At 68.6% G+C, this 22,247-nt stretch carries 28 protein-coding genes; 23 read left to right on the forward strand and 5 right to left on the reverse strand.

Translation table 11 applies throughout. The features are described from left to right. Nucleotides 1-76 precede the first annotated feature (76 nt). A complete protein-coding gene (locus JKL49_RS16810; protein WP_215341902.1) occupies nt 77-1,003 on the reverse strand; it encodes an SMP-30/gluconolactonase/LRE family protein in 927 nt (308 codons plus the stop codon). Between the two features lie 212 nt (nt 1,004-1,215). Here JKL49_RS16810 and JKL49_RS16815 point away from each other — a divergent pair, with 212 nt between their 5' ends. The 7 genes from JKL49_RS16815 to JKL49_RS16845 all read left to right on the forward strand — a co-directional run bounded on the left by JKL49_RS16815 (nt 1,216) and on the right by JKL49_RS16845 (nt 4,939). Beyond that, a complete protein-coding gene (locus JKL49_RS16815) occupies nt 1,216-1,371 on the forward strand; it encodes a hypothetical protein (RefSeq protein WP_215341904.1) in 156 nt (51 codons plus the stop codon). Between the two features lie 10 nt (nt 1,372-1,381). Further along, a complete protein-coding gene (locus JKL49_RS16820; RefSeq protein ID WP_215341906.1) occupies nt 1,382-2,116 on the forward strand; it encodes an SDR family oxidoreductase in 735 nt (244 codons plus the stop codon). Nucleotides 2,117-2,199: 83 nt separating this feature from the next. Continuing rightward, nucleotides 2,200-2,547, forward strand: a complete 348-nt coding sequence (gene folB, locus JKL49_RS16825; protein WP_430700835.1) for a dihydroneopterin aldolase — start codon at nt 2,200-2,202, stop codon at nt 2,545-2,547. A gap of 54 nt (nt 2,548-2,601) precedes the next feature. Further along, nucleotides 2,602-2,829: a hypothetical protein gene (locus tag JKL49_RS16830; protein WP_215341911.1), complete on the forward strand. Its 228-nt coding sequence runs from the start codon at nt 2,602-2,604 to the stop codon at nt 2,827-2,829. Beyond that, nucleotides 2,826-3,344 carry a hypothetical protein gene (locus JKL49_RS16835; protein WP_215341913.1) on the forward strand — a complete coding sequence of 173 codons (519 nt, stop codon included), beginning with the start codon at nt 2,826-2,828 and terminating at the stop codon, nt 3,342-3,344. The genes JKL49_RS16830 and JKL49_RS16835 overlap by 4 nt, the downstream gene beginning before the upstream one ends. 60 nt (nt 3,345-3,404) lie before the next feature. Further along, on the forward strand, nt 3,405-3,809 hold the full coding sequence (locus JKL49_RS16840; RefSeq protein WP_215341915.1) for a DUF4870 family protein: 405 nt from the start codon (nt 3,405-3,407) through the stop codon (nt 3,807-3,809). A 146-nt stretch (nt 3,810-3,955) separates the two neighbouring features. Then, nucleotides 3,956-4,939 (forward strand): tetratricopeptide repeat protein, encoded by a 984-nt coding sequence (locus tag JKL49_RS16845; RefSeq protein ID WP_215341917.1) that lies wholly within the window; start codon nt 3,956-3,958, stop codon nt 4,937-4,939. 123 nt (nt 4,940-5,062) lie between these two features. Here JKL49_RS16845 and JKL49_RS16850 read toward each other — a convergent pair whose 3' ends face one another. Continuing rightward, entirely contained in the window at nt 5,063-5,950 is an 888-nt protein-coding gene (locus JKL49_RS16850) for a branched-chain amino acid aminotransferase (RefSeq protein WP_215341919.1), read from the reverse strand. A gap of 71 nt (nt 5,951-6,021) precedes the next feature. Between JKL49_RS16850 and JKL49_RS16855 the strand changes: the two genes are divergently transcribed. From JKL49_RS16855 to JKL49_RS16870, 4 genes are all read left to right on the forward strand, one after another. Beyond that, entirely contained in the window at nt 6,022-6,501 is a 480-nt protein-coding gene (locus tag JKL49_RS16855; protein ID WP_215341921.1) for a MarR family winged helix-turn-helix transcriptional regulator, read from the forward strand. Next, nucleotides 6,498-7,199 carry a response regulator gene (locus JKL49_RS16860; RefSeq protein ID WP_215341922.1) on the forward strand — a complete coding sequence of 234 codons (702 nt, stop codon included), beginning with the start codon at nt 6,498-6,500 and terminating at the stop codon, nt 7,197-7,199. The genes JKL49_RS16855 and JKL49_RS16860 overlap by 4 nt, the downstream gene beginning before the upstream one ends. Beyond that, nucleotides 7,199-8,545 carry an ATP-binding protein gene (locus JKL49_RS16865; RefSeq protein ID WP_215341924.1) on the forward strand — a complete coding sequence of 449 codons (1,347 nt, stop codon included), beginning with the start codon at nt 7,199-7,201 and terminating at the stop codon, nt 8,543-8,545. The genes JKL49_RS16860 and JKL49_RS16865 overlap by 1 nt, the downstream gene beginning before the upstream one ends. A gap of 136 nt (nt 8,546-8,681) precedes the next feature. Continuing rightward, nucleotides 8,682-9,119, forward strand: coding sequence for a DUF2147 domain-containing protein (locus JKL49_RS16870; protein WP_215341926.1), 438 nt, complete (start codon nt 8,682-8,684; stop codon nt 9,117-9,119). A gap of 98 nt (nt 9,120-9,217) precedes the next feature. On the opposite strand, the gene proC is transcribed toward JKL49_RS16870, so the two are convergent. Further along, entirely contained in the window at nt 9,218-10,009 is a 792-nt protein-coding gene (gene proC, locus JKL49_RS16875) for a pyrroline-5-carboxylate reductase (RefSeq protein WP_215341928.1), read from the reverse strand. A gap of 126 nt (nt 10,010-10,135) precedes the next feature. Between proC and JKL49_RS16880 the strand changes: the two genes are divergently transcribed. From JKL49_RS16880 to JKL49_RS16895, 4 genes are read left to right on the forward strand one after another with little or no spacing between them, the layout of a single operon-like run. Then, a complete protein-coding gene (locus JKL49_RS16880) occupies nt 10,136-10,687 on the forward strand; it encodes a dTDP-4-dehydrorhamnose 3,5-epimerase family protein (protein ID WP_215341930.1) in 552 nt (183 codons plus the stop codon). A 1-nt stretch (nt 10,688) separates the two neighbouring features. Then, nucleotides 10,689-11,597, forward strand: coding sequence for a Gfo/Idh/MocA family protein (locus JKL49_RS16885; protein WP_215341932.1), 909 nt, complete (start codon nt 10,689-10,691; stop codon nt 11,595-11,597). Then, nucleotides 11,594-12,427: a glycosyltransferase family 2 protein gene (locus tag JKL49_RS16890; RefSeq protein ID WP_215341934.1), complete on the forward strand. Its 834-nt coding sequence runs from the start codon at nt 11,594-11,596 to the stop codon at nt 12,425-12,427. Before JKL49_RS16885 ends, JKL49_RS16890 begins: the two co-directional genes overlap by 4 nt. After that, nucleotides 12,424-13,497 carry a glycosyltransferase family protein gene (locus JKL49_RS16895; protein WP_215341936.1) on the forward strand — a complete coding sequence of 358 codons (1,074 nt, stop codon included), beginning with the start codon at nt 12,424-12,426 and terminating at the stop codon, nt 13,495-13,497. The genes JKL49_RS16890 and JKL49_RS16895 overlap by 4 nt, the downstream gene beginning before the upstream one ends. 205 nt (nt 13,498-13,702) lie before the next feature. Here the strand turns inward: JKL49_RS16895 and JKL49_RS16900 are convergent, their stop codons facing one another. Continuing rightward, nucleotides 13,703-14,206 (reverse strand): type III secretion system chaperone family protein, encoded by a 504-nt coding sequence (locus tag JKL49_RS16900; protein ID WP_215341938.1) that lies wholly within the window; start codon nt 14,204-14,206, stop codon nt 13,703-13,705. 156 nt (nt 14,207-14,362) lie between these two features. Then, nucleotides 14,363-14,611: an accessory factor UbiK family protein gene (locus tag JKL49_RS16905; protein ID WP_215341940.1), complete on the reverse strand. Its 249-nt coding sequence runs from the start codon at nt 14,609-14,611 to the stop codon at nt 14,363-14,365. Between the two features lie 84 nt (nt 14,612-14,695). Here JKL49_RS16905 and lgt point away from each other — a divergent pair, with 84 nt between their 5' ends. The 8 genes from lgt (at nt 14,696) to ychF (ending at nt 22,207) form a co-directional block, all read left to right on the forward strand. Continuing rightward, a complete protein-coding gene (gene lgt, locus JKL49_RS16910; RefSeq protein WP_215341942.1) occupies nt 14,696-15,598 on the forward strand; it encodes a prolipoprotein diacylglyceryl transferase in 903 nt (300 codons plus the stop codon). Next, nucleotides 15,585-16,640 (forward strand): class I SAM-dependent methyltransferase, encoded by a 1,056-nt coding sequence (locus JKL49_RS16915; RefSeq protein WP_215341944.1) that lies wholly within the window; start codon nt 15,585-15,587, stop codon nt 16,638-16,640. Before lgt ends, JKL49_RS16915 begins: the two co-directional genes overlap by 14 nt. A gap of 1 nt (nt 16,641) precedes the next feature. After that, a complete protein-coding gene (gene pgeF, locus JKL49_RS16920; RefSeq protein ID WP_215341946.1) occupies nt 16,642-17,406 on the forward strand; it encodes a peptidoglycan editing factor PgeF in 765 nt (254 codons plus the stop codon). Nucleotides 17,407-17,483: 77 nt separating this feature from the next. Further along, entirely contained in the window at nt 17,484-18,419 is a 936-nt protein-coding gene (locus JKL49_RS16925; RefSeq protein ID WP_215341948.1) for a ribose-phosphate pyrophosphokinase, read from the forward strand. A 158-nt stretch (nt 18,420-18,577) separates the two neighbouring features. Further along, nucleotides 18,578-19,627, forward strand: coding sequence for a hypothetical protein (locus JKL49_RS16930; RefSeq protein ID WP_215341950.1), 1,050 nt, complete (start codon nt 18,578-18,580; stop codon nt 19,625-19,627). A gap of 125 nt (nt 19,628-19,752) precedes the next feature. Continuing rightward, nucleotides 19,753-20,376, forward strand: coding sequence for a 50S ribosomal protein L25/general stress protein Ctc (locus tag JKL49_RS16935; protein ID WP_215341952.1), 624 nt, complete (start codon nt 19,753-19,755; stop codon nt 20,374-20,376). A gap of 42 nt (nt 20,377-20,418) precedes the next feature. After that, on the forward strand, nt 20,419-21,042 hold the full coding sequence (gene pth / locus JKL49_RS16940) for an aminoacyl-tRNA hydrolase (RefSeq protein WP_215341954.1): 624 nt from the start codon (nt 20,419-20,421) through the stop codon (nt 21,040-21,042). A 67-nt stretch (nt 21,043-21,109) separates the two neighbouring features. Further along, nucleotides 21,110-22,207: a redox-regulated ATPase YchF gene (ychF, locus tag JKL49_RS16945; RefSeq protein WP_215341957.1), complete on the forward strand. Its 1,098-nt coding sequence runs from the start codon at nt 21,110-21,112 to the stop codon at nt 22,205-22,207. The last annotated feature ends 40 nt before the right edge of the window (nt 22,208-22,247 follow it).

A 22,247-nucleotide genomic window follows, 5' to 3' on the forward strand; every position in this document is an offset into this window, starting at 1 on the left:
AAACAAGCATTTTAGTGATCGTTGATCACTGGGGAAGCCCCCAAAGCCGTATTCCGTAACGGCATGGAGACTTAGGTCACTGGTGGATATGCGGCTGGCCGGCCACCGGGCTGCGCCCTTTCAGGACGTAACCCGCGCGGATGGAGCCGATATAGAGGTCCTTAAGGTCGGCGCCGCCCCAGGTGATGTTGGTGGGGTGGTTGACGATCTCGCCCGACAGATCGTGGATCACGGTGACGACTTCAAGGCTCGGCGTGATGGCGACCACCTTGTTGGCGGCGGGCAGGCAGACCCAGAGGTTGCCCTCGGCGTCCATGCCCACCCCGTCGGTGTAGCCGAGGTCCTGCGCCGGCGGGGCCGGCACGTCCTGTTGCAGCTTGCCCAGCACCGGGCCGTAGCGGCGACCGGGGCCCAGGGTGGCGCCGGGCAGCACCGGGAAGGCCATGACGTCGGCGCCGCTGGTCTGGGCGCAGAAGAGGGTCTGCTCGTCGGCCGACAGCGCCAGGCCGTTGGGGAACTTCAGCCCCTCGGCGACGATGGAGGTCGCGCCGTTGGGGCGCATCACGAAGATGAAGCCGTCGGTGCGGCCGTCGAGCGCCTGAGGCCAGGTCTCGGCATGGGTGGAGTTGGCGCACCAGATGTTCCCGGCCCGGTCCATCACCGGATAGTTGGCGCTGGTCAGCCGCTTGCCGTCCACCTGCGCCACCAGGGTCTCGTGCTTTCCCGTGGCGGGGTCGAAGCGCTGGAGCGGCCCGTCTTCCTTGTCGTAGATGCCGAAATTGGCGATCAGCACGCGGCCCTCGCGGTCCATGTTGAGGCCGTTGGGGGCGCCGCCCTTGGGGCCCAGCCGCTCGAAGGACCCGTCGGCGAAGATCTCGGCCACCGCGCACTGGTGGTCGGAGGCGAAGACCCGGCCGTCCTTCCCGACCACCACGTCCTCGGGGCGGTCGATGCCCACGGCGATCTTGGTCAGGCTCTCGGGCGCGATGGGGGTCAGCGGCATGGGGTTTCCTCGCAGGGTCGTTTCTGTTTTCCGCCACGCTAGCGCGCGAGGACCGCCCGGGTCTTGAAATTTCCGCCGACCCCAACTCAAGAACGTCATCCCCGGGCTTGTCCCGGGGACCCATGATCTCCGCCTCGCCGTGGGTCGCGCGGTGTGCGCCCGAAGTGCTTGCTGAACCCCGGAGTTCATGGGTGGCCGGGACAAGCCCGGCCATGACGATCAAAGGGGAAAGCTTGCGGCCCCCGCCGCCGGTCGCTAACACCGGGCCAGCAAATCGGAGCCCGACCATGGTCGCCATCTACACCATCCTCGCCTTCCTCGCGGTGATCTTCGCCCTCAACTTCTTCGAGTTCGGCCGCTTCGACTGATCGGTCCTCCGTGCCGGAGACCACACGCGGCGCGGCCCTGGTCACCGGGGGCGCGCGACGTATCGGCAGGACACTGGTCCTGGCCTGCGCCCGGGCGGGCTATGACGTCGCCATCCACTGCCGGGCCGTCGACGACGACGCCCAGGCCGCCGCGGCCGATGTCCGCAGCCTTGGCCGCAAGGCCTACCTCCATCCCTGCGATCTGCGCCAGGAGGCGGCGGCGGCCCCCATGGTCGGCCACGTCGAGGACGAGCTTGGCCCCGTCACCCTGCTGGTGAACTGCGCCTCGGTGTTCGAGGACGACGGCTTTTCCACCATGAACCGCGCCTCCTGGGACGCGCACATGGAGATCAATCTGCGGGCGCCCCTGGTGCTGGCCCAGGCCTTCGCGCGGCGCCTCCCCGCCGACCGCAGCGGCCTGATCGTCAATGTGTTGGATCAGCGGGTGCTGGCGCCGGGCGCCGACTTCTTCAGCTACACCTTGTCCAAGGCCGCCCTGTGGAGCGCCACCCAGATGCTGGCCCAGGCGCTCGCGCCCCGCATCCGGGTCAATGGCATCGGGCCGGGGCCGGTGCTGGCCTCCATCCACCAGGACGCCGAGGCCTTCGCCGCCGAGGCGGCCGCCACCCCGCTGGCTCATTCCGTCGATCCGGCCGAGATCGGTCAGGCCCTGGCCTATCTGATTGACGCAAGGTCGGTGACGGGCCAGATGATCGCTGTCGATTCCGGTCAGCACCTGACCTGAAGGAGCCCACCTTGGCCCTCTCGCCGATCCAGGAGATTCCCGCCGAAACTCAAGCCACGCCAGCGGCCGCGGGCCGCATCGTCATGACCAAGATCTTCGTCACCGGACTGAAGGTCGACGCCCAGATCGGCGTCTATTCCCACGAGAAGGGCAAGGCCCAGCCCCTCGTCGTCGACGTCGAGTTGGACGTGCCGACCGCCGGCGTCGAGCGCCTCAAGGACACCGTCAACTACGAGATGGTGGGCGAAGCCGCCCGTGCGATCGCCGCCGAGGGCCATATCGGCCTGGTGGAGGCCTTCGCCGAACGGCTCGCGCGGGCCTGCCTCGCCGACCCACGGGTGACCCGGGCCCGGGTGCGGGTGGAAAAACCCCTGGCGCTGGCGCCCCACGCCGCCGCGGCGGGCGTCGAGATCACGGTGGTTCGGGGATAGCTCCCCCTTCAGCCCCAGTGGGAGAAACTGGCCGACGCCGGAGAGGACAGCCGAGTGAAAGACCTGGTCGCGGCACTGATCGGCGTCGTTGTGATCGTGATGGTCGCGCGAGATTTGGTGATGGGGTTTCGGAACGGCCGGATGGCGATATTGGCGACAGGCGCTCCAAAGGCCGACCGCGTCGCGAACCCGAACCTCTTTCGTGTCTACACGGCCTTCAACGTCTTCCTGCTCATAGCGATGGTCTTCGTGTTGTTCAGTCTGACGCGTGAGCGGCTGTGAAGGCCTCCGGCATCTCCCACAGCGCCCGGCTCTCGCCCCTGCAGGGCGAGACCGTGTGGACGCTGGACGGAGACGCCGTCACCGAGACGCGGGGACGCCGGAGCCGGCGGTTCGAGCTGGCGAAACTCAAGAGCCTGCAGAGCGCCGAGGGCGGGGCGGTGCTGACCTTCGCGCGCGGACGGCTGACCATTCCGGCCATGAGCTACACGCGGGGTCTGCGCCCCGAGAACCGCGCGGCCTCCTTCTCAACCTTCATCGGCGCGGTGGCGGGCGCCGCGGCGGTGACCACGCCCGGCGCGCGGTTCCGCAACGCCGGGTCGCCCATCGCCGAGCCGTTGATCTGGATGATGGGCCTGCTGGGAGCCGGCGCCCTGGTGCTGCTGCTGTTCGCCGCCACCGCCGGCGCCTGGTCCCTGGGCGTTGCGCTGGCCGCCAGGCTGGTCTTCGTCATGATCCTGGCGGCCGGGGCCTTGCCCTGGCTCAATAGAAGCGCGCGAAACATGGACGCGAATTAAACTGGCGCCGGGCCAAATCGGGGCCACATCATGATCTGGAGAGACGAAGAGGAGCCCGACATGAGTGAACGCCTAGATTCCGGCACAGTGGCCGCGACGGAAGACAAGACCATGCCGATGGTCGCCTATGTGATGTACCTGCTGACCTTCGCTACCGGCTTCACGGTCTTCATCGGCCTGATCATGGCCTATGCCAATCGCGCGGCGGCGGGGCCGAAGATGCAGAGCCACTACACGTTCATGATCCGCACCTTCTGGCTGACCATCGCCTGGGCCATCATCGGCGGCCTGCTGGTGCTGTTCGGCGGGATTTTCTCTCTGATCCTGGTGGGGGTTCCGTTCCTGATGCTCGGCTTCTTCATCTGCGGCGCGGTGGGAATCTGGTTCGCGGTCCGCTGCATCCTGGGCCTGGTGTACCTGTCCCGGGACGAAGCCTATCCCCGGCCCATGAACTGGCTAATTTAAAGGCAGAATCCGCACGCTTCGCCTAGGAAGCGTGCGGATCGACCCCATCGCCTCCCCTGCGGGTTGCATCGCCTCGACGCGCCCCACCCTGGGTCCCGAACCTCCACCGGTCGGCGCCTGGGGGGCGAGCGGCCGGGGGAATTCGTATGCTGGGTCGGATTTTTGGAATGCTGCTGGGCTTGGCGCTGGGAGGCGTCGGCTACGCCATTCTCCATCCGGGCGGGCTGGAGGGGCGAATTCCCCCGATCCCGCTGGGCGCCTTCGAGACCCTGCGGTTCATGGTGGCCGCGGTGGCGATGGGCCTGGGGGCGATCATCTTCATCGCCGCCCTGATGCCCAAGGGCCCGGGCGGCTCCGGCGGCGGCGGCAAGAAGCGCCGCAAGGGCAGCGCGCCCATCACCGTCGACTTCACCGACTCAGCCCCGATGGCCGCCCACGATCACGGCTCCACCCACGCCCATCATGAGGCGCAGGTGGTGGCCGCCGCGCCTGAACCGGTGGCCGTGGCGGAGGCCGCGCCCGAACCAGAGGTCCATTCTGGCGCGCCGCCCGGGGCCCCGGGAGCCTTCGCCGAGGCCAGGCGGGAGCTCCACGACCACACCAGGGCCGAACGCTGGTCAGAAGCCGCCGACAGTGTCCGGCGGCTTTCGTCGTTGGCGGGGGATGATCACGAACGGCGCATCGCCGCCCAGGACGCCGGGGACTTCGCCCGCGCCCAGGGCCTGACCGACCAGGCCGCCGACGCCTATGACGAGGCGCTCACCTATGCCCGCCAGATCGGCGAGCCGGCGGCGCTGGCCGATGCGCTCACCAATGTCGGCGACGTGGCCTATGAGGAGCAGCGGCTGGACACCGCCGTGGACGCCTATGAGGAGGCCCTGGCCCTGCGCCGCACCTTCGTCCAGGGAAAGCCCGCCGACCTTGCCGGAAAGCGGGCCCTGTCGCTGGCCCTGGAGCGCCTGGCCGACGCCCGCGAGGACCGCGGCCATCGGACGCGGGCGCTGGATCTCTACAAGCAGAGCCTGGATATCAGCGAGGCCCTGGCCTCGGCCGACCCCGTGGCCTACGGCGAGGACCTGGCGGTCACGCGGCGCCGGCTGGCGGAGCTTGAAGCAAAGGTGCTGGCTTAACGGCCCCACACCGCTCATCCCGGCGAAGGCCGGGACCCAGGTCATAGGTCACGACCTGGGCCAGCAATCAGGAAAGCGGTGGATGTATCTGGGTCCCGGCCTTCGCCGGGATGAGCGGTGTACTTACGCCGGAACCAGCTCGCGCCGCACCAGCTTGGAATAGTCGTCCATCAGCTCCAGCGAGAGCTTGCCGGGCGTGAAGGCGTACTCGCCGATCTCGGCCACCGGGGTGACCTCGGCCGCGGTGCCCACCACGAAGCATTCCGTGAAGCTCGACAATTCCTCGGGCTTGATGTGGCGCACGACCACCTCAACGCCCTTGGACTTGGCCAGAGCGATCACCGACTGGCGGGTGATGCCGTTCAGGAAACAGTCGGGCAACGGGGTGTGCAGCGCCCCGTCCTTCACGAAGAACACGTTGGAGCCGGTCGATTCGGCGATGTAGCCGCGATAGTCGAGCATCATGGCGTCGGTGTAGCCGGCCTTCTCCGCGGCGTGCTTGGAGATGGTGCAGATCATGTAGAGCCCGGCCGCCTTGGCGTGGACCGGCTCGGTCTCCGGAGACGGGCGCTTGTACTTGGCCCAGCACATGCGGATGCCCTTGGCGCGCTCTTCCGGCTTGAAATAGCTGGGCCAGTCCCAGACGGCGATGGCCACGTGGATCTTGGTCTGTTGCGCCGAGACCCCGATCATCTCCGACCCGCGCCAGGCGATGGGACGGATGTAGGCGTCGGTCAGGCCGTTCTTGGCGCAGGTGTCCTTGCAGGCCTGGTCGATCTCGGCCACCGTGAACGGGATCTCGAAGTCGAGGATTTCCGCCGAATTGAACAGACGCTGGGTATGCTCGGTCAGCTTGTAGATCTCCCCGCCGTACATCCGCTCGCCTTCGAACACCGACGAGGCGTAATGGAGGCCATGGGTCAGCACGTGCACCTTCGCCTCGCGCCAGGCCACGAACTGGCCGTCGAGCCAGATCCATCCGTCGCGGTCATCGAAGGGAACGAGAGACATGGGACCTCCTGCAGGGAACGCCTCCTTACAGCCCCCCACGCTTGCGACGTCAAACAAATTGGGGGTTTCCGATGAGCGCCGTGGCCGATCCGAGGCTGGTCCTGCGCGACGAGGAACTGGACGCCGGGCTTGAGCTGATGATGCTGGCCGAGGCCGCCATCTGGGCGGGCGTCGACGCGGGCCTGGAGGCTGAGGACCTGAACCTGGGGCGCTCCCACTGGCGCGCGGCCTTCCTGATGAAGCGGCGGCCCGGCCTGGGGGTGCAGGAGCTGGCCCACATCACCAGCCTGTCGAAACAGGCCGCCAGCCGGGTGATCAGTGACCTGGAGGGTCAGGGTCTGGCGGAGAAGGCGCAGGGCGACCTGGACGGACGGCGGCGCGCGGCGACCCTCACCGAGGCGGGCGCGGCCTTCGAGACGCGGATTTCCGAGCGGCTGCGCGGCCAGTTGGCGCGGGCCTATCGCACCGGCGGGCTGGACGGGGTGGGCGGCGCCCGGCGTATCCTGGCCGCTCTGGCCGGCGGCCGGACCAAAACGGGAGCTGGGCGATGAGCGAGACCGGAGAGCGCCACCTGCTGGTGGTGGACGACGACGACCGCATCCGCGAGCTGCTGAAGGAATACCTGGCCCGCGCCGGCTTCCGGGTGACCACCGCCCCCGGCGGCGCGCCGGCTCGCAAGCTGATGGAGACCCTGGACTTCGACCTGGCGGTGTTCGACGTGATGATGCCGGGCGAAGACGGCTTCTCGCTGACCAAATGGCTGCGGGAGCGCAAGGGCATGGCCGGGCGCACCCCGGTGCTGATGCTGACCGCGCGTGGCCTGCCGGAGGACCGGATCGAGGGGCTGAAGCTCGGCGCCGACGACTATCTGAACAAGCCCTTCGAGCCCGAGGAACTGCTGCTGCGGATCGAGGCGATCCTGCGCCGCGCGCAGGGGCGGCCGGGCGCCACCGCCAACGGCCCGGTCTCCCTGGGCCGCTGCAGGTTCGACGTGGAGCGCGGCGAGCTCACCTGCGAGGACGCGCCCGTGCGCCTGACCGAGGCCGAGGTCGCCCTGCTCAAGCGCCTGGCGCGAAGCCCGCACGAGCCGGTGGACCGCATGGAGCTGGCCCGGGAGACGGTCGATCCGTCGGGCCGCGCCGTGGACGTCCAGGTCACCCGCCTGCGCCGCAAGATCGAGACCGATCCCAAGACCCCGCGCTACCTGCAGACCGTGCGCGGCGTGGGCTATCTCCTGGCGCCCGACTGATGCGCCTGCGCCTCTCGCCCGCCCGGTTCCAGAGGCTGATCAAGCGCAGCCTGCCCACCACCCTGTTCGGCCGTTCGCTGCTGATCATCATCCTGCCGGTGGCGGTGATGCAGGTGGCGGTGACCTGGGTGTTCTTCGACGCCCACTGGCAGGCGGTGACCAGCCGGCTGTCGGAGGGGCTTGCCGGCGACGTGGCCTGGGCCGTTGAGAGCTACCAGGACGACCCGACCCCGGAGAGCTTCGCGCGCATCGCCAACCGCGCCGAGCGCTCGATGAGCCTGTCCATGGCCTTCCAGACCGGACGCACCCTGCCGGTGGGCCGCCGTCCGGCGCTGTTCGCCGTGGTGGACCGCTCCCTGGAGAAAGCCCTGGCCGGCCGCATCGACGAACCCTTCTGGTTCGATACCACCCGCTACCCCGCCTATGTCGACATCCGCGTCCAGACGCCCCAGGGGGTGATGCGGGTGCTGGCGCCCCGCGACCGGGCCATCGCCACGCAAGGGCACATCTTCGTTCTGTGGATGACCGTGGCGACCCTGCTGCTGACCGCCATCTCGATCCTGTTCATCCGCAACCAGGTGCGCGCCATCGAGCGGCTGGCCTCGGCCGCCGACGACTTCGGGCGCGGCATGGACGTGCCGTTCTTCAAGCCCACCGGGGCCCGGGAGGTGCGGCAGGCGGCCCAGGCCTTCCTTGCCATGAAGGCCCGCATCCAGCGGCATCTCGATCAGCGCACCGCCCTGCTGGCCAGCGTCAGCCACGACCTGCGCACGCCGCTCACCCGCCTGAAGCTGGAGCTGGCCCTGGCCGAGCCCACCAAACGCACCGGGGAGATGAAGCGCGACCTCTCCGAGATGGAGCACATGATCGACGAGTACCTGGCCTTCGCCCGGGGCGAGGGCGGCGAGGGCGTCGAGACCGTGCCGCTGAAGACCCTGATCGAGGAGGTCAGCGAGGGCGCGGTCCGGGCCGGCGCCCAGGTGAGCGTCACCGCCGAGCCGGACCTCACCGCCAGCGTGCGCCCCAATTCTCTGAAGCGGGCGCTGTCGAACCTGATCATGAACGCCGCCGTGCATGGCGAGCATATCCTCGTCACCGCCGCGGCCCGGGCGGGCGGCGGGGTGGAAATCCTGGTGGACGACGACGGGCCGGGCATCCCTGAGGACCGCTACGAGGAGGCCTTCAAGGCCTTCAGCCGCCTGGATGAGTCCCGTAATCAGAATGACAAGGGGGTGGGCCTGGGCCTGGCCATCGCCCGCGACGTGGCCCGCGGCCATGGGGGCGACGTGACCCTGTCCCGCTCACCCATGGGCGGACTTCGCGCCACCGTCAGATTGCCGGGTTAAGCCTGATCGCGTCGCGATCAGTTTTTTGCTTGGTCGCGCGATGGCCGCCGAAACCGGCATCCACTTTCGACTATCACGCTCCATTGTTCAGCCATCATTCAGCGCTTCAAGCCACAGCTAAGAAAACGAAGGACCCATGATGAAGCTCGCCTACCTCGCGCCCGCCGCCGCCATCGCGCTGCTGACCGCCACCGCCGCCCAGGCCGCCGATCCGGTGCTGGGGGACTGGATGACCGTGAGCGGGTCGGCCAAGGTCCGTATCGCCCCCTGCGCGGCCGACGCCGCCAAGGCCTGCGGGACCATCGTCTGGATGAAGAACCCCAAGGACAAGGCCGGCGGCCCGCAGAAGGACACCAACAATCCCGACCCGGCCCTGCGCACGCGCCCCGTCGTGGGCCTGCAGCTGATCCGCGACTTCAAGCCCGCCGGCCCCGGCAAGTGGGCGGGCGGCAAGATCTACGATCCCGGTAGCGGCAAGACCTACGGCTCCAAGCTCAGCGCCAATGCGAACGGCAGCCTGAAGGTCGAGGGCTGCATCGGCCCAATCTGCCAGGCCCAGACCTGGACGCGCTAGAGCAATATGCGATCAGGCGGAATCGCCCGATCGTTGAATCGTGCTATAGATTCAAGAGTTTAGAGCCTGATTCAGGCTTCGAGAGAAGCCATCAGGCTCTAGGCGCCCAATTCCCTGGAGCGCCGGATAGCAGCGGCGACCGCGTCGCGCAGCAGGGGTGAGAGGCCGCCCTCCCCCATCAGAACTTCCAGCGCCGCCTGGGTGGTGCCGCCGGGCGAGGTGACCTGGCGGCGGAGTTCCGCGGGCTCCTCGCCGCTCTCCGCCAGCAGGGCCGCAGCGCCGGCGATGGTGGACCGCGCCAGGCGTTGCGCCGCCTCGACCGGGAGCCCCGCCGCCACGCCGCCGGCCTCCAGGGCCTCGATGAAGGCGTAGAGATAGGCCGGCGCCGAGCCCGAGACGGCGGTGGCCGCGTGCATCAGCTCCTCGTCCTCCAGGTCCACCACCGTGCCGACGGGGCCGAACAGGGCGTGGGCGCGCGCCCGGGCCTCAGGGTCGGCGGCGTAGATGCTGGTGGTCCCTTGGCCAATGGCCACGGCAGTGGTGGGCATGACGCGCGCCACCTTGCGTCCGAAGGCGGCGGCGATGTCGGCGGACGGGACGCCCGCGGCCACCGAGACGATGACGGCGTCAGGGTGCAGCAGGCCGGCCACCTCACCGGCGGTCTCACGCCAGAGCTGCGGCTTGACCGACAGCAGCACCGTCCTGGCCTGCGCGAGGTCGGCGTCTGGCGGATTCAGCCGCGCGCCGTCGCGGGCCACGGCCTCGGCGAGCTCTGTGGGGTGAGGGTCGCGCAGGATCAGGTCGGCGGGGACGAAGGCGGCGGCCTTGCGCCAGCCCTGAATGAGAGCCCCGCCCATGCGGCCGGCGCCCAGGATCAGGATGGGGGTCATGGACGCTCTCCGGGGCTCAACGGGCCGGGAACCTAACCGCTAGGGCCCGTGTCAGCCAGGGGATTGCGGATGAGGCGAGAAGGTTGATACGAAGGGGGACGTAGCGGCGCCAAGCATCACGGAACAATGCGGAATGACTTGGAGGTCCTAGAGACGCAAGGCCCCGAGCGACCTCGGGCGCCTGAGGGGGTCGTTGTCAGGGAGCTGGAGCTTCACCGCGACGCACGCGGCGACTTGGCCGAGCTCTACCGGCAGGACTGGTTTCCGGACATTTCTCTGGTCCAATGGAACGTCTCCCGTTGCCTGAGCAACTCATTGCGCGGGGTTCACCTACATCTTCTGCACAGCGACTTCCTGACGGTGCTGTCGGGCCAATTCGTCTTTGGCCTGCGTGATCTCAGGCCCAGCAGTCCGACCTGCGGCCTTAGTGTCAGCCTTGAACTGCCGAACGCCTCAATCCTGATCCCTCCCGGCGTGGCGCACGGCTTCCACTGCGTCGCCGAGGGGACCCTGGTTTACGGACTGACCCACCCCTGGGACATCGCCGATGACCTGGCCTGCCGCTGGGACGATCCCGAGCTCGGGATCGACTTCACGGCGACGGACCCGATCCTGTCGCCGCGCGACGCGGCGGCGGGCAGCTTCGAGGCCATGCTGGCCCAGTACCAGGGGCGCTAGGGTGAGGGTTGGGCTCGTAGGCTGCGGCTACTGGGGCCGCAACATCCTGCGCGACCTGAAGGCCCTGGGCTGTGAGGTCGACGTCGCCGATCCAGGCAGCGCCTATCCTATCGCGGGCGCACGCAGGCTGGTGGCCGATCTCGCTGAACTCGCTGACGACCTCGACGGCTATGTGGTGGCCACGCCGGCGCCGACCCACGCGGAGGTGATCACGGCCCTGGCCGCGCGCGGCAAGCCGATATTCTGCGAGAAACCTCTGACCACAGATGCGGCCAGCGCAAGGACCCTGGCCAACACCTTCGGCGGCCAGCTCTTCGTCATGCACAAATGGGCCTATCACGGCGGTGTCCAGGCCCTGGCCGCCCTGGCGCAAGACGGTGAACTAGGTCCCGTCCAGGGGGTGTTCACCCGCCGTCTGCAATGGGGCAAGCCAGCGGCCAAGGCCGACGCCGTCTGGGAGCTGGCCGTTCACGACCTCACCATCATACAGGCTATCCTCGGGCAATTGCCGCCAGTCGTCGCCGCGCGCGCGGTGCTACGAGGCGATGAGATGGAGGGGATCGTGGCGACCCTTGGGCGCCTGCCCTTCGCCCACCTGGAGGTTGGAGCCCATTGGCCAGGGACGGAGCGCAAGGTGCGGGTGGCGTTCCGCGATGGCCTCGCCATGCTCGACGACCCGCTGGCTGACCATATCGCCGTGGTGCGCGGCGCCGCCCCGGCCGGCGAGCGGCACGAACCCGAGACCCTGGAGCGCCGGCCCATCGACACCGAATGGCCGCTGATCAAGGAGTTGCGCGTCTTCGTGAAGCACCTCGGGGGCGGCCCTCCGCCACCCACCGACGCCCATGCGGGGGCCGAGATCGTGGCCGCCCTGCAGAGTCTGCGCCAAGCTGCTGGCGCGGCGCGATGACTCCCCGCTTCACCATCCTCCTACCGGTTCATCGCGGGCCCGCTCTTCTGCCCTACGCGGTCGAGACGGTGATCGGTCAGTCGGAGAGCAGCTGGGAGCTGTTCATCATCTGCGACGGCGCCCCCGCAGCCACCGTGGAGGCGGCCCTGGCCTTCGCCGCCCGCGATTCACGCATCCAGGCCTTCGCCTTCGAAAAGGGGCAGCGGCTCGGGGAGGCGCACCGGCATCTCGTGCTGCAGCAGGCGCGCGGAGAGTTCGTGGCCCAGATCGCCGATGACGACCTTTGGCTGCCGCATCATCTGCGCGAACTGGCCGCCCTGCTGGCCACGGTGGAGTTCGGAAACCTCACGGCCGTCGAAATCTATCCGGACAAGCCCTGGACCTATTCGCGTCATCAGTTGGACGATCGCGCAGTCCGCGAGCGCATGCGGCGCGAGAGGTTCAATTTCTTCGGGCCCAGCGACGCCGGATACTGGCTATCGACCTATCGCCGGTTGCCGGAGGGCTGGGCGCCGGCGCCGCCGAACATCTGGGCCGACCTGTACATGTGGCGAAAATTCCTGGCCCTGGAACCCTTGACCGCCGGTTCGCGCCTGACCGTCCAGACGGTGCACATGGCCGCCTCGCTGCGCGGCGACATGGACTTGGCCGAGCGGGAGGCGGAGGCGAGGCGATGGATCGAACGCATCCGCCGCGGCCTGCGTTTCCAGCTGACCATCGAGGACGGGCCAGACAGGCCGCGCATCGCCGGTGGCATGTTGGTCTATGATCCAGGAGACGCCGCCGGCTCAGAGGCTTGCCGCCCCTCGCCAAGACCCGCTGAACCATGACCGCGCAAGACCCGACCGAAGGCTCCCACCAGCCCCTGCGCCTCCACGTCGCGGCCTTCGCGTCCACCCTGTTGGATATCCGCGGCCGTCTGCCCAGCGTGGCCCTGACCTCCGACCCCGCCCTGGAATCGACCTTCGCCCAAGGCCTGCCCATCGCCCTGCCCGCCACGCCGCCGGGCCAGCCCAAGGTGCTGGTGCTGCAACGTCCCTTCTACGACACCGAGGAAAGGATGCTGGGGGACCTGACCCACATCCTGGCCAACGGCTGGGTGGTGGTGATCGACGTCGACGACCACCCCGACTTCATCGCCGAGCAGCAGGGGCGGGCCAAGGCCCCGACCGACTGGCCCAAGTTCGCACACGTCCATGCGGTGCAGACCAGCACGCCGGCCCTGGCGCAGGCGTTCCGGACGCAGAACCCGGAGGTGAAGGTCTTCGAGAACGCCGTCTTCGACCTGCCGCCCTTCCCGGAGCGCAGCGGGTCGCCCAGCGTTTTCTACGGCGCGGTGAACCGGGGGTCGTTCCCGGTCCAGGTGGCGGCGTCGCTGAAGAACGTCCTTGGCGACAATCCCCGCACCAGCTTCGTGGTGGTGCACGACCGGGCGGTGTTCGATGCCCTGCCCACCAAGCGCAAGACCTTCCACCCGACCCTATCCTACGAGGCCTATCTGGAGGTCTTGGCCGGCTGCGACATCAACCTGTCGCCCCTGCAGGGCGCGCCTGGCGAAGCCTATAAGAGCGACGCCAAGTTCCTGGACGCCGCGCGCAGCGGGGTCCTGACCATCGCCTCGCCGACAGTCTATGCCGACACCATCCGGGATGGCGAGACCGGCCTGATCGCCAGCGACCTGCGCGACTGGGACAGGCAGTTGCGGATCGCCCTGCGCAACGGCGACAAGCGACGGGCCATGGCGCGGGCGGCCTGGGACTATGTGCGCGAAGAGCGGATGTTCGCCCAACAGGCGGCCGAACGGCGCGACTGGTATCTCTCGCTCTGGGCCAACCGCGAGGCCCTGACGCGGGACCTGCTGGCGCGGGCCCCGGCCTTGGCGGCGCGCTTGAAGGCCTAAGCCGAGGTTATGGATCCATCCACGTGAGAGCCGTCATCCCCGGGCTTGTCCCGGGGACCCATGATCTCCGCTTCGCCGCAGATCGCGCGATGGGCGTCAGGTCAGCTTGCTGAACATCGGAGATCATGGGTGGCCGGGACAAGCCCGGCCATGACGATCGAAGAACAGGAAGCGCTGCCTCAGGATAAGAGGTTGCGACTAAAGCTTAGGCCTCGCCCACCGTGTCGAACATGCAGGCGGCGATGGCCTCGGCGGGCGACTTGCCGCCGCGGGCCATGAAGTCGAAGGCCGGGTAGAAGCGGTCGGCGCCTTCCATGGCCACGTCGATCATGGCTGCGGCCTGGGCGAGCGTCGGGCGTTCGCCGGTCATCAGGGCCATGGCGTGGCGGAAGACGATCTCACCGTCGTCCCAGACCTCGAAGTGGCCCAGCCAGACGCGCTGGTTGACGGTCGACACCAGTTCGAAGGCCGCGGCGCGCTGTTCGGCGCGGACCTGGATATCCACTGACAGGCAGAGCTGCAGACAGTCGGCCTCGGGCCGCCAGGCGAACCAGAGTTCGTAGTCCTTCCAGTCGCCGGCCAGGGTGAAGGCCAGGTCGCCCTCTTCGGTGCGGTCGAACTGAAGATTTTCGGCTTGCAGAACATGCTCAACGACATCGAGCGGGTCGTGGGCGAGCAGGACGTCTTCGTCAGACTGAGGCGTGTCCATAAGACCCGTGGTCCTTTCGCGTACGGCGTCCGGAGGGAGCGAGCGCGCCCCGAATCGCCTGCGATCTTGAAACTAATCTGGTTCGCGGGTCGCCTGTCACCGGCTTCTTCCGGCGGGCGAGCCACATTCGTGTGTTTAGGTCTTTATGCCGCGCAATCAGGCTTTCTTGGCCGCTTTCTTCGGGGCGTCGGCGCCCTTCAAAGCGGCGATCTCAGCGCGCAGGGCGACGATCTCGGCCTTGAGCACTTCGAATTCATCGCGTCGGATCAGGTCGAGCTCGGCGACGATGCGGTCAGCCTGGGCTCGGAACGCGGCCTTGGCCTCTTCGCCGGCGCTCTGGGCGAGGCCCATCGCGGCTCCGGTCAGCTTGGCCATCTCGTCGAGGAAGGGGTTCTGGGTCTGCATGCTTCCTTATATGGGACCTGAGGGGATGAAAGCCACGGGGTTTCCGTCTAAACCGCCAGGACATCTTATCGGAGCGCCCTGGCCTTGCCCTTCCCGGACATCGACCCCGTCCTGATCCAACTCGGCCCCTTCGCCATCCGTTGGTACGCCCTGGCCTATGTGGCCGGCATCCTGATCGGCTGGCGCTACATCACCGCCCTGGTGAAGAACCAGGCGCTCTGGCCCCTGCGAGGCCCGCCGGTCAGCGTCGCCCAGATCGACGACCTGATTCTGTGGATCACCCTGGGGATCATCGTCGGCGGCCGACTGGGGCACGTGCTGTTCTACACGCCGGCCATGATCGTCGAGGCGCCGCTGGAGGTTTTCAAGACCTGGAAGGGCGGCATGAGCTTCCACGGCGGGACCCTGGGGGTGCTCGTCGCCACCCTGCTGTTCGCCCGGGTCAACAAGGTCGACGTCTTCCGATTGGGCGACGTGATCACGGCGGCCGCGCCCATCGGCCTGTTCTTTGGCCGCATCGCCAACTTCATCAACGGCGAGCTGTGGGGCCGACCAACCGACGTGCCGTGGGCCGTGGTCTTCCCCGACGCCGGGATCATGCCCCGCCACCCCAGTCAGATCTACGAGGCCCTGCTGGAGGGCCTGGTGCTGTTCATCGTCCTGCGGATCGCCACCCATCGCGCCAAGCTGCTGAACCGGCGCGGCGTCGTCGCCGGCCTGTTCTTCCTCGGCTACGCCATCTGCCGGATCGCCCTGGAGAACGTCCGCGAGCCGGACGTCGGCATGCCCGACTTCCCCTTCGGCCTGACCATGGGGATGATGCTGTCGATCCCGATGGCGCTGGGGGGCGCCTGGTTGATCTGGCGCGGGATGGGCGAGCCCCTGCCCGAGCCCGAGATCGGCCTCGAAGCCCAGGTCGAGGAGGTCGTGGAGGGCGAGCCGCCGGAGCGCGATCCGTTCAAGATCGAAGCCGATGGGCCTGCGTGACCGGCTGATCGCCCAGGTCCGCGAAAGCGGGCCGATGAGCGTGGCCCAGTTCATGACCGCCTGCCTGCACGATCCGCAGGACGGCTACTACGCCACCCGCCCGGCCCTGGGCGCGGACGGCGACTTCATCACCGCCCCCCTGGTCAGCCAGATGTTCGGCGAGCTGATCGGCCTGTGGGCCGTGGAGACCTGGGCGCGGCTGGGCCGCCCCTCGCCGGTGCGGCTGGTGGAGATGGGACCGGGCGACGGCACCCTGATGGACGACATGCTGCGGGCCGCGCGGCTGGCTCCGGCCTTCGTCGCCGCCGCCGATGTCTGGCTGGTGGAGACCTCCGAGCCGCTGAAGGCGCGCCAGCGCCAGGCGCTGGGCGACGGCGTGAGCTGGGCCACGTCCCTGACCGAGGTCCCCGACGACGCGCCGATGATCCTGATCGCCAACGAACTGCTGGACTGCCTGCCGCCGCGCCAGTTCGTGCGGACGGAGACGCGATGGGCCGAGCGGATGGTGGGTCTGGATGGCGCCGGCAACCTGGCCTTCGGACTGTCGGCCGCCGCCCTGGGGCAGGTCCTGCCCGACGCGCCGCCGGGATCGGTGCTGGAGCATTCGCCGGTCCAGGAGGCCCTGGGCTCGGAGCTCGGCGCGCGGATCGCCGCCGACGGCGGGGCCGCCCTGCTGATCGACTATGGCCGCGACGCCGCGGGCTTCGGCGATACCCTGCAGGCGCTGCGCCACCACGTGAAGGAAAGCCCCCTGGCCAGTCCGGGCGAGGCCGACGTTACCGTCCACGGTGACTTCCCCGTCGTCTTGGCGGCGGCGGCCCGGGAGGGCGCGGCCACGGCGGCGATCCTGACCCAGGGCGAGTTCCTGGTGCGTCTGGGGATCGGCGCGCGGGCCGAAGCGCTCACCGCCGCCCGGCCCGACCGCAGCGAGGTGATCGAACGGCAGCTGGAACGGCTGGTGTCGCCGGACCAGATGGGCGAGCTGTTCAAGGTTGTCTGCATCCACACCCCGGGCCTGGTCCCGCCCGGCTTCGAGACCTGAGATGAACGTTCTGACCTCGCCCCTGCTGGATCTGCCCGGCGTCCGCCACGCCTTCTTCACGCGCCAGGGCGGCGTCTCGACCGGCATCTATGACAGCCTCAATGTCGGGCGCGGCTCGGGCGACGAGCCCGGCGATGTTGCGGAGAACCGGCGGCGCACGGCCGGGCATTTCGGGTTGCCCGTCGGCGCCCTGTCCACCTGCTACCAGATCCACTCGGCCACGGCGCTGACCACCGACCGGCCCTGGGGCGACGAGCGGCCGGAGGGGGACGCGGTGGTTACGGCCACGCCGGGTGTGCTCTGCGGGGCGCTGGCCGCCGACTGCGCCCCCATCCTGATCGCCGACGCGGAAGGCCGGGTGGTGGCCTCGGTCCATGCCGGCTGGAAAGGCGCGCTGCACGGCGTCGCCGAGGCCGCGGTCGCGGCCATGACCACCCTCGGGGCCGAACCCCCGCGGATGGTGGCCGTGGTCGGCCCCTGCATCGGCCAGGCGTCCTACGAGGTCGGCCTGGAGTTCCTGGCCGCCTTCACCGCCAAGGACGCCGACCACGAGCGCTTCTTCGGCCCCGGCGAGACGTCGGAGAAGCGGATGTTCGACCTGCCGGGATTCGTGGTCTCGCGGCTGACGGCGGCGGGTGTCGGCACGGCGGCCTGGACCCGGCACGACACCTGCGCTGAGGAGGCCCTGTTCTTCTCCAATCGCCGCGCCTTCAAGCGGGGGGAGCCGGACTTCGGCCGGCTGCTGTCAGCGATTGCGCTGGTCTGAATCGCCGCCGGGCCTTGCCGCGGGCGGCTCGCCTGCTACAAGCCCCGCGCATCGGGCGAGACATTGCGGGAGTTCTCATGAAGCTGCTGGCTGGCAACTCCAATCGAGCGCTCGCCGAGGCCGTGGCCTCCCATCTCGACCTGCCGCTCACCAAGGCTCAGGTGAAGCGCTTCGCCGACAACGAGGTCTGGGTGACGATCGACGAGAACGTCCGCGGCGAGGACGTCTTCGTGCTGCAGTCCACCAGCTACCCCACCAACGACAACCTGATGGAGCTGCTGATCTGCATCGACGCGCTGCGACGCGCCTCGGCCAAGCGGATCACCGCCGTCATGCCCTATTTCGGCTACGCCCGGCAGGACCGGAAGACCGGGGGCCGCACGCCGATCTCCGCCAAGCTGGTCTCCAACCTGATCGAGCGGGCAGGCGCCGACCGGGTGCTGACGATGGATCTGCACTCGGGTCAGATCCAGGGCTTCTTCGACATCCCCACCGACAACCTGTTATCGGCGCCGCTGCTGGCCGCCGACATCAAGGAAAACTACGAGAAGACCAACGAGCTGATGATCGTCTCCCCCGACGTGGGCGGCGTGGTCCGGGCGCTGGGCGTGGCCAGCCGGCTGAACGCCGAACTGGCCATTGTCGACAAGCGCCGCTCGGGTCCGGGCAAGAGCGAGGTGGCCAATATCATCGGCGACGTCTCCGGCCGCCGCTGCATCCTGTTCGACGACATCATCGACGGCGGCGGCACCCTGTGCAACGCCGCCCAGGCCTTGGTGGACGGCGGCGCGACCGAGGTCTCGGCCTATGTCACCCACGGGGTGCTGTCGGGGGCGGCCATCGACCGGGTCAATTCCTCGATCCTCAAGGAGCTGGTGATGACCGACTCCATCTCCGCTTCCGACGCCCCCAGCGACAAGTCCAAGCTGCGCTATGTCAGCTGCGACAAGCTGCTGGGCGAGGCCATCCGGCGGATCGCCAATGAAGAGTCGGTGTCGAAACTGTTCGACTGACAGTTCATCCTGGATTCAAGAGCCGTTTCGGCACGGGACTTGCTGACCCACCCCTGAAACGGCCAAGCTTGGTCAATAAGGGTTAAGGACGTGCGGTCACATTCCTGCCCGCGCATCTGTTATAGTCTAGCGCGCTTATCTTCTGGGGAAGCTTCAGGATGACCTCTGCCATTCGCGTGACCGGCACGCTTGCCGCCATCGCCTTCGCGGCCCTGCTGTCGGCCTGTACGCCGCCCGTGCCGCCGCCGGCGCCCCCGCCGCCGCCGCCGGCCGTGAGCCTGTCGCCCAAGCTGATCGAGCAGGCGGCCGCCTATCATTATTACATGGCCCACGTCAGCGCGATCACGCCCGACTTCGCCGACGGCGACCAGATCGCCAAGGCTGTCACCGTGGGCGCCTCCTATGAGCCCAAGCAGCTTCAGCGCGGCGCCACGGCCTATGCCGCCATCGTCGCCCTGCAGGATCCGGCCTTTGTGGCCGGCGTCCGCACCTATGCCGTCAATGTCGACCAGCGCCGCGAAGTGGTCGCCGCGATCCTCAAGGACCCTGCCTATGTCGTGGGCATCGCAGGCTCGGCCAGCGCCGCGGGGCTGGTGAAGAACGCCCTCGGCGCCGAGGGCCAGCAGCTCTACGACGCCGGCAAGGCGGTCAAGCAGTCGGCCTACGACATCCAGAAGCAGAAGTGGTCGAAGTCGGACGTGGTCAATCGCGACCTGCGCCTGTCCCAGGCCAAGAATCTCTCCGCCACCCCGGTGGTGGGCGACCTGGCCGAGACCGCGCGCCTGCAGCAGGCCGCCCTGGGCGCCGCTCCGCTGGGGGTCACCGCCGAGCCGGCCGCCCCGCCCTACAGCCCCATCGTGATCCGCGGCATGGCCGTGGCGGCGCTCGCCGCGCTCGGCGAAGGCGGCGACGCCAATGTCGACACCCTGATGGCGGTGATGGCCGAGCCCAACGTGGCCTTCTGCATGAACATGGCCAAGCTCAACCTCTATCAGTGCTTGGCCGTCTCCAAGCCGCACTACGAGGACGTCTTCTGCCTGGGCCAGCACATCATGATGGACACCGGCCGCTGCGTGATTAAGGCCTCGGGGAACACCGAGCCCTACGAGGCGAAGTTCATTCCGAAGATCAAGGTGGCCGACGGTTCGGCCCCCTACCAGGTGACCCCGGCCAAGACCCCGGCCAAGGCCGCCACCAAGAAGCGCTAAAACATCTGCGCCCGCCCGTTGCCACGGGCGGGGCTTTTGTGTATTTACGCCCACCTTTCGACCCCAGGAGGGTCGTCCGTCGCCGCGCGGCACTTCGCGCGGCGGTTTCGTTTTGAGGCAAGGCCATGGCCGATATCATTCTGAACGTTGAAGTTCGCGATCGCACGGGCACCGGCGGCGCGCGCGAAACCCGTCGTGCGGGCCTGGTCCCCGGCGTGCTGTACGGCGGCGCCAAGGATCCGGTCGCCATCTCCGTGAAGGCCAATGAATTCCGCAAGGCGCTCTATACGGGCAAGCTGCTGGGCCACCTGGTGACCCTGAAGTACGGCGACGAGACCCAGCCGGTCGTCGCCAAGGCGATCGACATGCACCCGGTCACCGACGAGCCGGTCCACTTCGACCTGTACCGGGTCGATGAGCACCAGCTGATCAAGATCGAAGTGCCGGTGCACTTCAAGAATCAGGAAGAGTCCCCCGGCCTCAAGAAGGGCGGCACGCTCAACATCGTGCGTCACACCGTCGAGCTGGCCTGCCCCGCCGACCACATCCCGGAAGAGCTGGTCTTCGACCTCACCGGTCTGGAAATCGGCGACACCATCCGCATGTCGGCCTTCACCCTGCCGGAAGGCGTCAAGCCCGCCACCGACCGCGACTATGTGGTCGCCACCCTGGCCGGCTCGTCGGCCTCGGCCTCGGCTGACGCCGCCACCGACGACGCCGCAGCAGCGGCTGCGACCACCACGGTTTAAGGACTGGCCGGCCCCCTTCGGGGGGCCGAGCCGCCTGGCGCCATGCTGATCCTCGCGGGCCAAGGCAATCCCGGCGCCCAGTACGCCAAGAACCGCCACAACATCGGCTTCATCGCCGTGGACGAGATCGCCCAGCAATGGCGCTTCGGTCCCGAGCGCTCGAAGTTTTCCGGGCTGGCCCGGGAGGGCGAGATCGACACCCCGGCCGGGCCGGTGAAGACGCTGATCCTCAAGCCCCAGACCTTTTACAACGAGAGCGGCCGCTCCGTCGGCGCGGCCATGAAGTTCTACAAGGCCACGCCCGCCGACGTGGTGCTGTTCTATGACGAGATCGACCTGGCCCCCGGCCGCTTCCGGATGAAGACCGGCGGCGGGGCGGCGGGCAATAACGGGGTCCGCTCGGTCACCGCCCATATCGGCCCCGACTTCCGCCGCGCCCGGCTGGGCGTCGGACATCCCGGACATCCCGAGCGGGTCCAGGGTCACGTGCTGTCGGACTTCCACAAGGTTGAGCACGGCTGGGTCATCGACCTTCTGAAGGCCGTCGCCCAGGCCGCGCCCCTGCTGGCCGCCGGCGAGGACGACAAGTACCAGACCGAGGTGCTGCGCCTGGCGCCGGCCGACAAGGGCGACACCCGCCAGGCCCGCAACCGCGGCGACACCTAGCCACCACAGTTGGGCGGCGCGGGCAGACGTGCTAGTCCGCGCCCTCGTTTAGGAAATCGGACTCCCCATGGCCCTGAAAGTCGCGATCGTCGGCCTGCCCAACGTCGGCAAATCGACCCTGTTCAACGCGCTGACCCAGACCGCGTCGGCCCAGGCGGCCAACTATCCCTTCTGCACCATCGAGCCCAACACCGGCGACGTGGCGGTGCCCGAGCCGCGGCTTGATGCGCTCGCCGCCATCATCCCGTCCAAGGAGATCATCCCGGCGCGGATCAACTTCGTGGACATCGCCGGCCTGGTGCGCGGCGCGTCCAAGGGCGAGGGGCTGGGCAACCAGTTCCTGGCCAATATCCGCGATTGCGACGCCGTGGCCTTCGTCGCCCGCTGCTTCATCGACGACGACATCACCCACGTCGAGGGCAAGGTCGATCCGTTGTCGGACCTGGAGACCATTGAGACCGAGCTGATGCTGGCCGACCTGGAGAGCCTGGAGAAGCGGGTCAACAACCTGGAGAAGCGGGCCAAGGCCGGCGACAAGGAAAGCGCCACCACCCTGCGCCTGGTGCAGCTGGCCCTGACCGAACTGAACGCCGGCCGCCCGGCCCGCAAGGCCGCGGTGCCCGCCGAGGACGACAAGGCCTGGCGCATGCTGCAGCTGCTGACCTCCAAGCCCGCCCTCTACGTCTCCAACGTCGATGAAGGCTCGGCCGCCGACGGCAACGACATGTCGCGGCTGGTGGCCGAGCGCGCCGCCCGCGACGGCGCCGACCATGTCGCGATCTCGGCCCAGATCGAGAGCGAGATCGCCATGCTGGACTCAGGTGAACGCGCCGAGTTCCTGGAGACCCTGGGCCTCACCGAGCCCGGCCTCAACAAGCTGATCCGCGAGGCCTACCACCTGCTGGGCCTGCAGACCTATTTCACGGTCGGCCCCAAGGAGGCGCGCGCCTGGACCATCCACAAGGGCGACACCGCCCCGCAGGCGGCCGGCGTGATCCACACCGACTTCGAGAAGGGCTTCATCCGCGCCGAAACCATCGCCTATGAGGACTATGTCGGCCTCAAGGGCGAGGCCGGGGCCCGCGAGGCCGGGAAGTTCCGCCAGGAAGGCAAGGAGTACGTCGTCCGCGACGGCGACGTGCTCAACTTCCGCTTCAACGTCTAGCCCTCAGCCCTCGCCTCCCTTAGCTATGTCGGCAAAATCG

It is taken from the genome of Phenylobacterium glaciei (assembly GCF_016772415.1).
Taxonomy (GTDB): domain Bacteria; phylum Pseudomonadota; class Alphaproteobacteria; order Caulobacterales; family Caulobacteraceae; genus Phenylobacterium; species Phenylobacterium glaciei.

What these genes read in the sequence shown, in the direction of transcription:
- JKL49_RS16810 (WP_215341902.1), bottom strand. Translation starts at nt 1,003, where the DNA reads ATGCCGCTGACCCCCATCGCGCCCGAGAGCCTGACCAAGATCGCCGTG.
- JKL49_RS16815 (WP_215341904.1), top strand. Translation starts at nt 1,216, where the DNA reads ATGACGATCAAAGGGGAAAGCTTGCGGCCCCCGCCGCCGGTCGCTAAC.
- folB (WP_430700835.1), top strand. Translation starts at nt 2,200, where the DNA reads ATGACCAAGATCTTCGTCACCGGACTGAAGGTCGACGCCCAGATCGGC.
- JKL49_RS16840 (WP_215341915.1), top strand. Translation starts at nt 3,405, where the DNA reads ATGAGTGAACGCCTAGATTCCGGCACAGTGGCCGCGACGGAAGACAAG.
- JKL49_RS16845 (WP_215341917.1), top strand. Translation starts at nt 3,956, where the DNA reads ATGCTGGGTCGGATTTTTGGAATGCTGCTGGGCTTGGCGCTGGGAGGC.
- JKL49_RS16850 (WP_215341919.1), bottom strand. Translation starts at nt 5,950, where the DNA reads ATGTCTCTCGTTCCCTTCGATGACCGCGACGGATGGATCTGGCTCGAC.
- JKL49_RS16855 (WP_215341921.1), top strand. Translation starts at nt 6,022, where the DNA reads ATGAGCGCCGTGGCCGATCCGAGGCTGGTCCTGCGCGACGAGGAACTG.
- JKL49_RS16860 (WP_215341922.1), top strand. Translation starts at nt 6,498, where the DNA reads ATGAGCGAGACCGGAGAGCGCCACCTGCTGGTGGTGGACGACGACGAC.
- JKL49_RS16865 (WP_215341924.1), top strand. Translation starts at nt 7,199, where the DNA reads ATGCGCCTGCGCCTCTCGCCCGCCCGGTTCCAGAGGCTGATCAAGCGC.
- JKL49_RS16870 (WP_215341926.1), top strand. Translation starts at nt 8,682, where the DNA reads ATGATGAAGCTCGCCTACCTCGCGCCCGCCGCCGCCATCGCGCTGCTG.
- proC (WP_215341928.1), bottom strand. Translation starts at nt 10,009, where the DNA reads ATGACCCCCATCCTGATCCTGGGCGCCGGCCGCATGGGCGGGGCTCTC.
- JKL49_RS16880 (WP_215341930.1), top strand. Translation starts at nt 10,136, where the DNA reads ATGCGGAATGACTTGGAGGTCCTAGAGACGCAAGGCCCCGAGCGACCT.
- JKL49_RS16890 (WP_215341934.1), top strand. Translation starts at nt 11,594, where the DNA reads ATGACTCCCCGCTTCACCATCCTCCTACCGGTTCATCGCGGGCCCGCT.
- JKL49_RS16895 (WP_215341936.1), top strand. Translation starts at nt 12,424, where the DNA reads ATGACCGCGCAAGACCCGACCGAAGGCTCCCACCAGCCCCTGCGCCTC.
- JKL49_RS16900 (WP_215341938.1), bottom strand. Translation starts at nt 14,206, where the DNA reads ATGGACACGCCTCAGTCTGACGAAGACGTCCTGCTCGCCCACGACCCG.
- JKL49_RS16905 (WP_215341940.1), bottom strand. Translation starts at nt 14,611, where the DNA reads ATGCAGACCCAGAACCCCTTCCTCGACGAGATGGCCAAGCTGACCGGA.
- JKL49_RS16915 (WP_215341944.1), top strand. Translation starts at nt 15,585, where the DNA reads ATGGGCCTGCGTGACCGGCTGATCGCCCAGGTCCGCGAAAGCGGGCCG.
- pgeF (WP_215341946.1), top strand. Translation starts at nt 16,642, where the DNA reads ATGAACGTTCTGACCTCGCCCCTGCTGGATCTGCCCGGCGTCCGCCAC.
- JKL49_RS16925 (WP_215341948.1), top strand. Translation starts at nt 17,484, where the DNA reads ATGAAGCTGCTGGCTGGCAACTCCAATCGAGCGCTCGCCGAGGCCGTG.
- JKL49_RS16930 (WP_215341950.1), top strand. Translation starts at nt 18,578, where the DNA reads ATGACCTCTGCCATTCGCGTGACCGGCACGCTTGCCGCCATCGCCTTC.
- JKL49_RS16935 (WP_215341952.1), top strand. Translation starts at nt 19,753, where the DNA reads ATGGCCGATATCATTCTGAACGTTGAAGTTCGCGATCGCACGGGCACC.
- pth (WP_215341954.1), top strand. Translation starts at nt 20,419, where the DNA reads ATGCTGATCCTCGCGGGCCAAGGCAATCCCGGCGCCCAGTACGCCAAG.
- ychF (WP_215341957.1), top strand. Translation starts at nt 21,110, where the DNA reads ATGGCCCTGAAAGTCGCGATCGTCGGCCTGCCCAACGTCGGCAAATCG.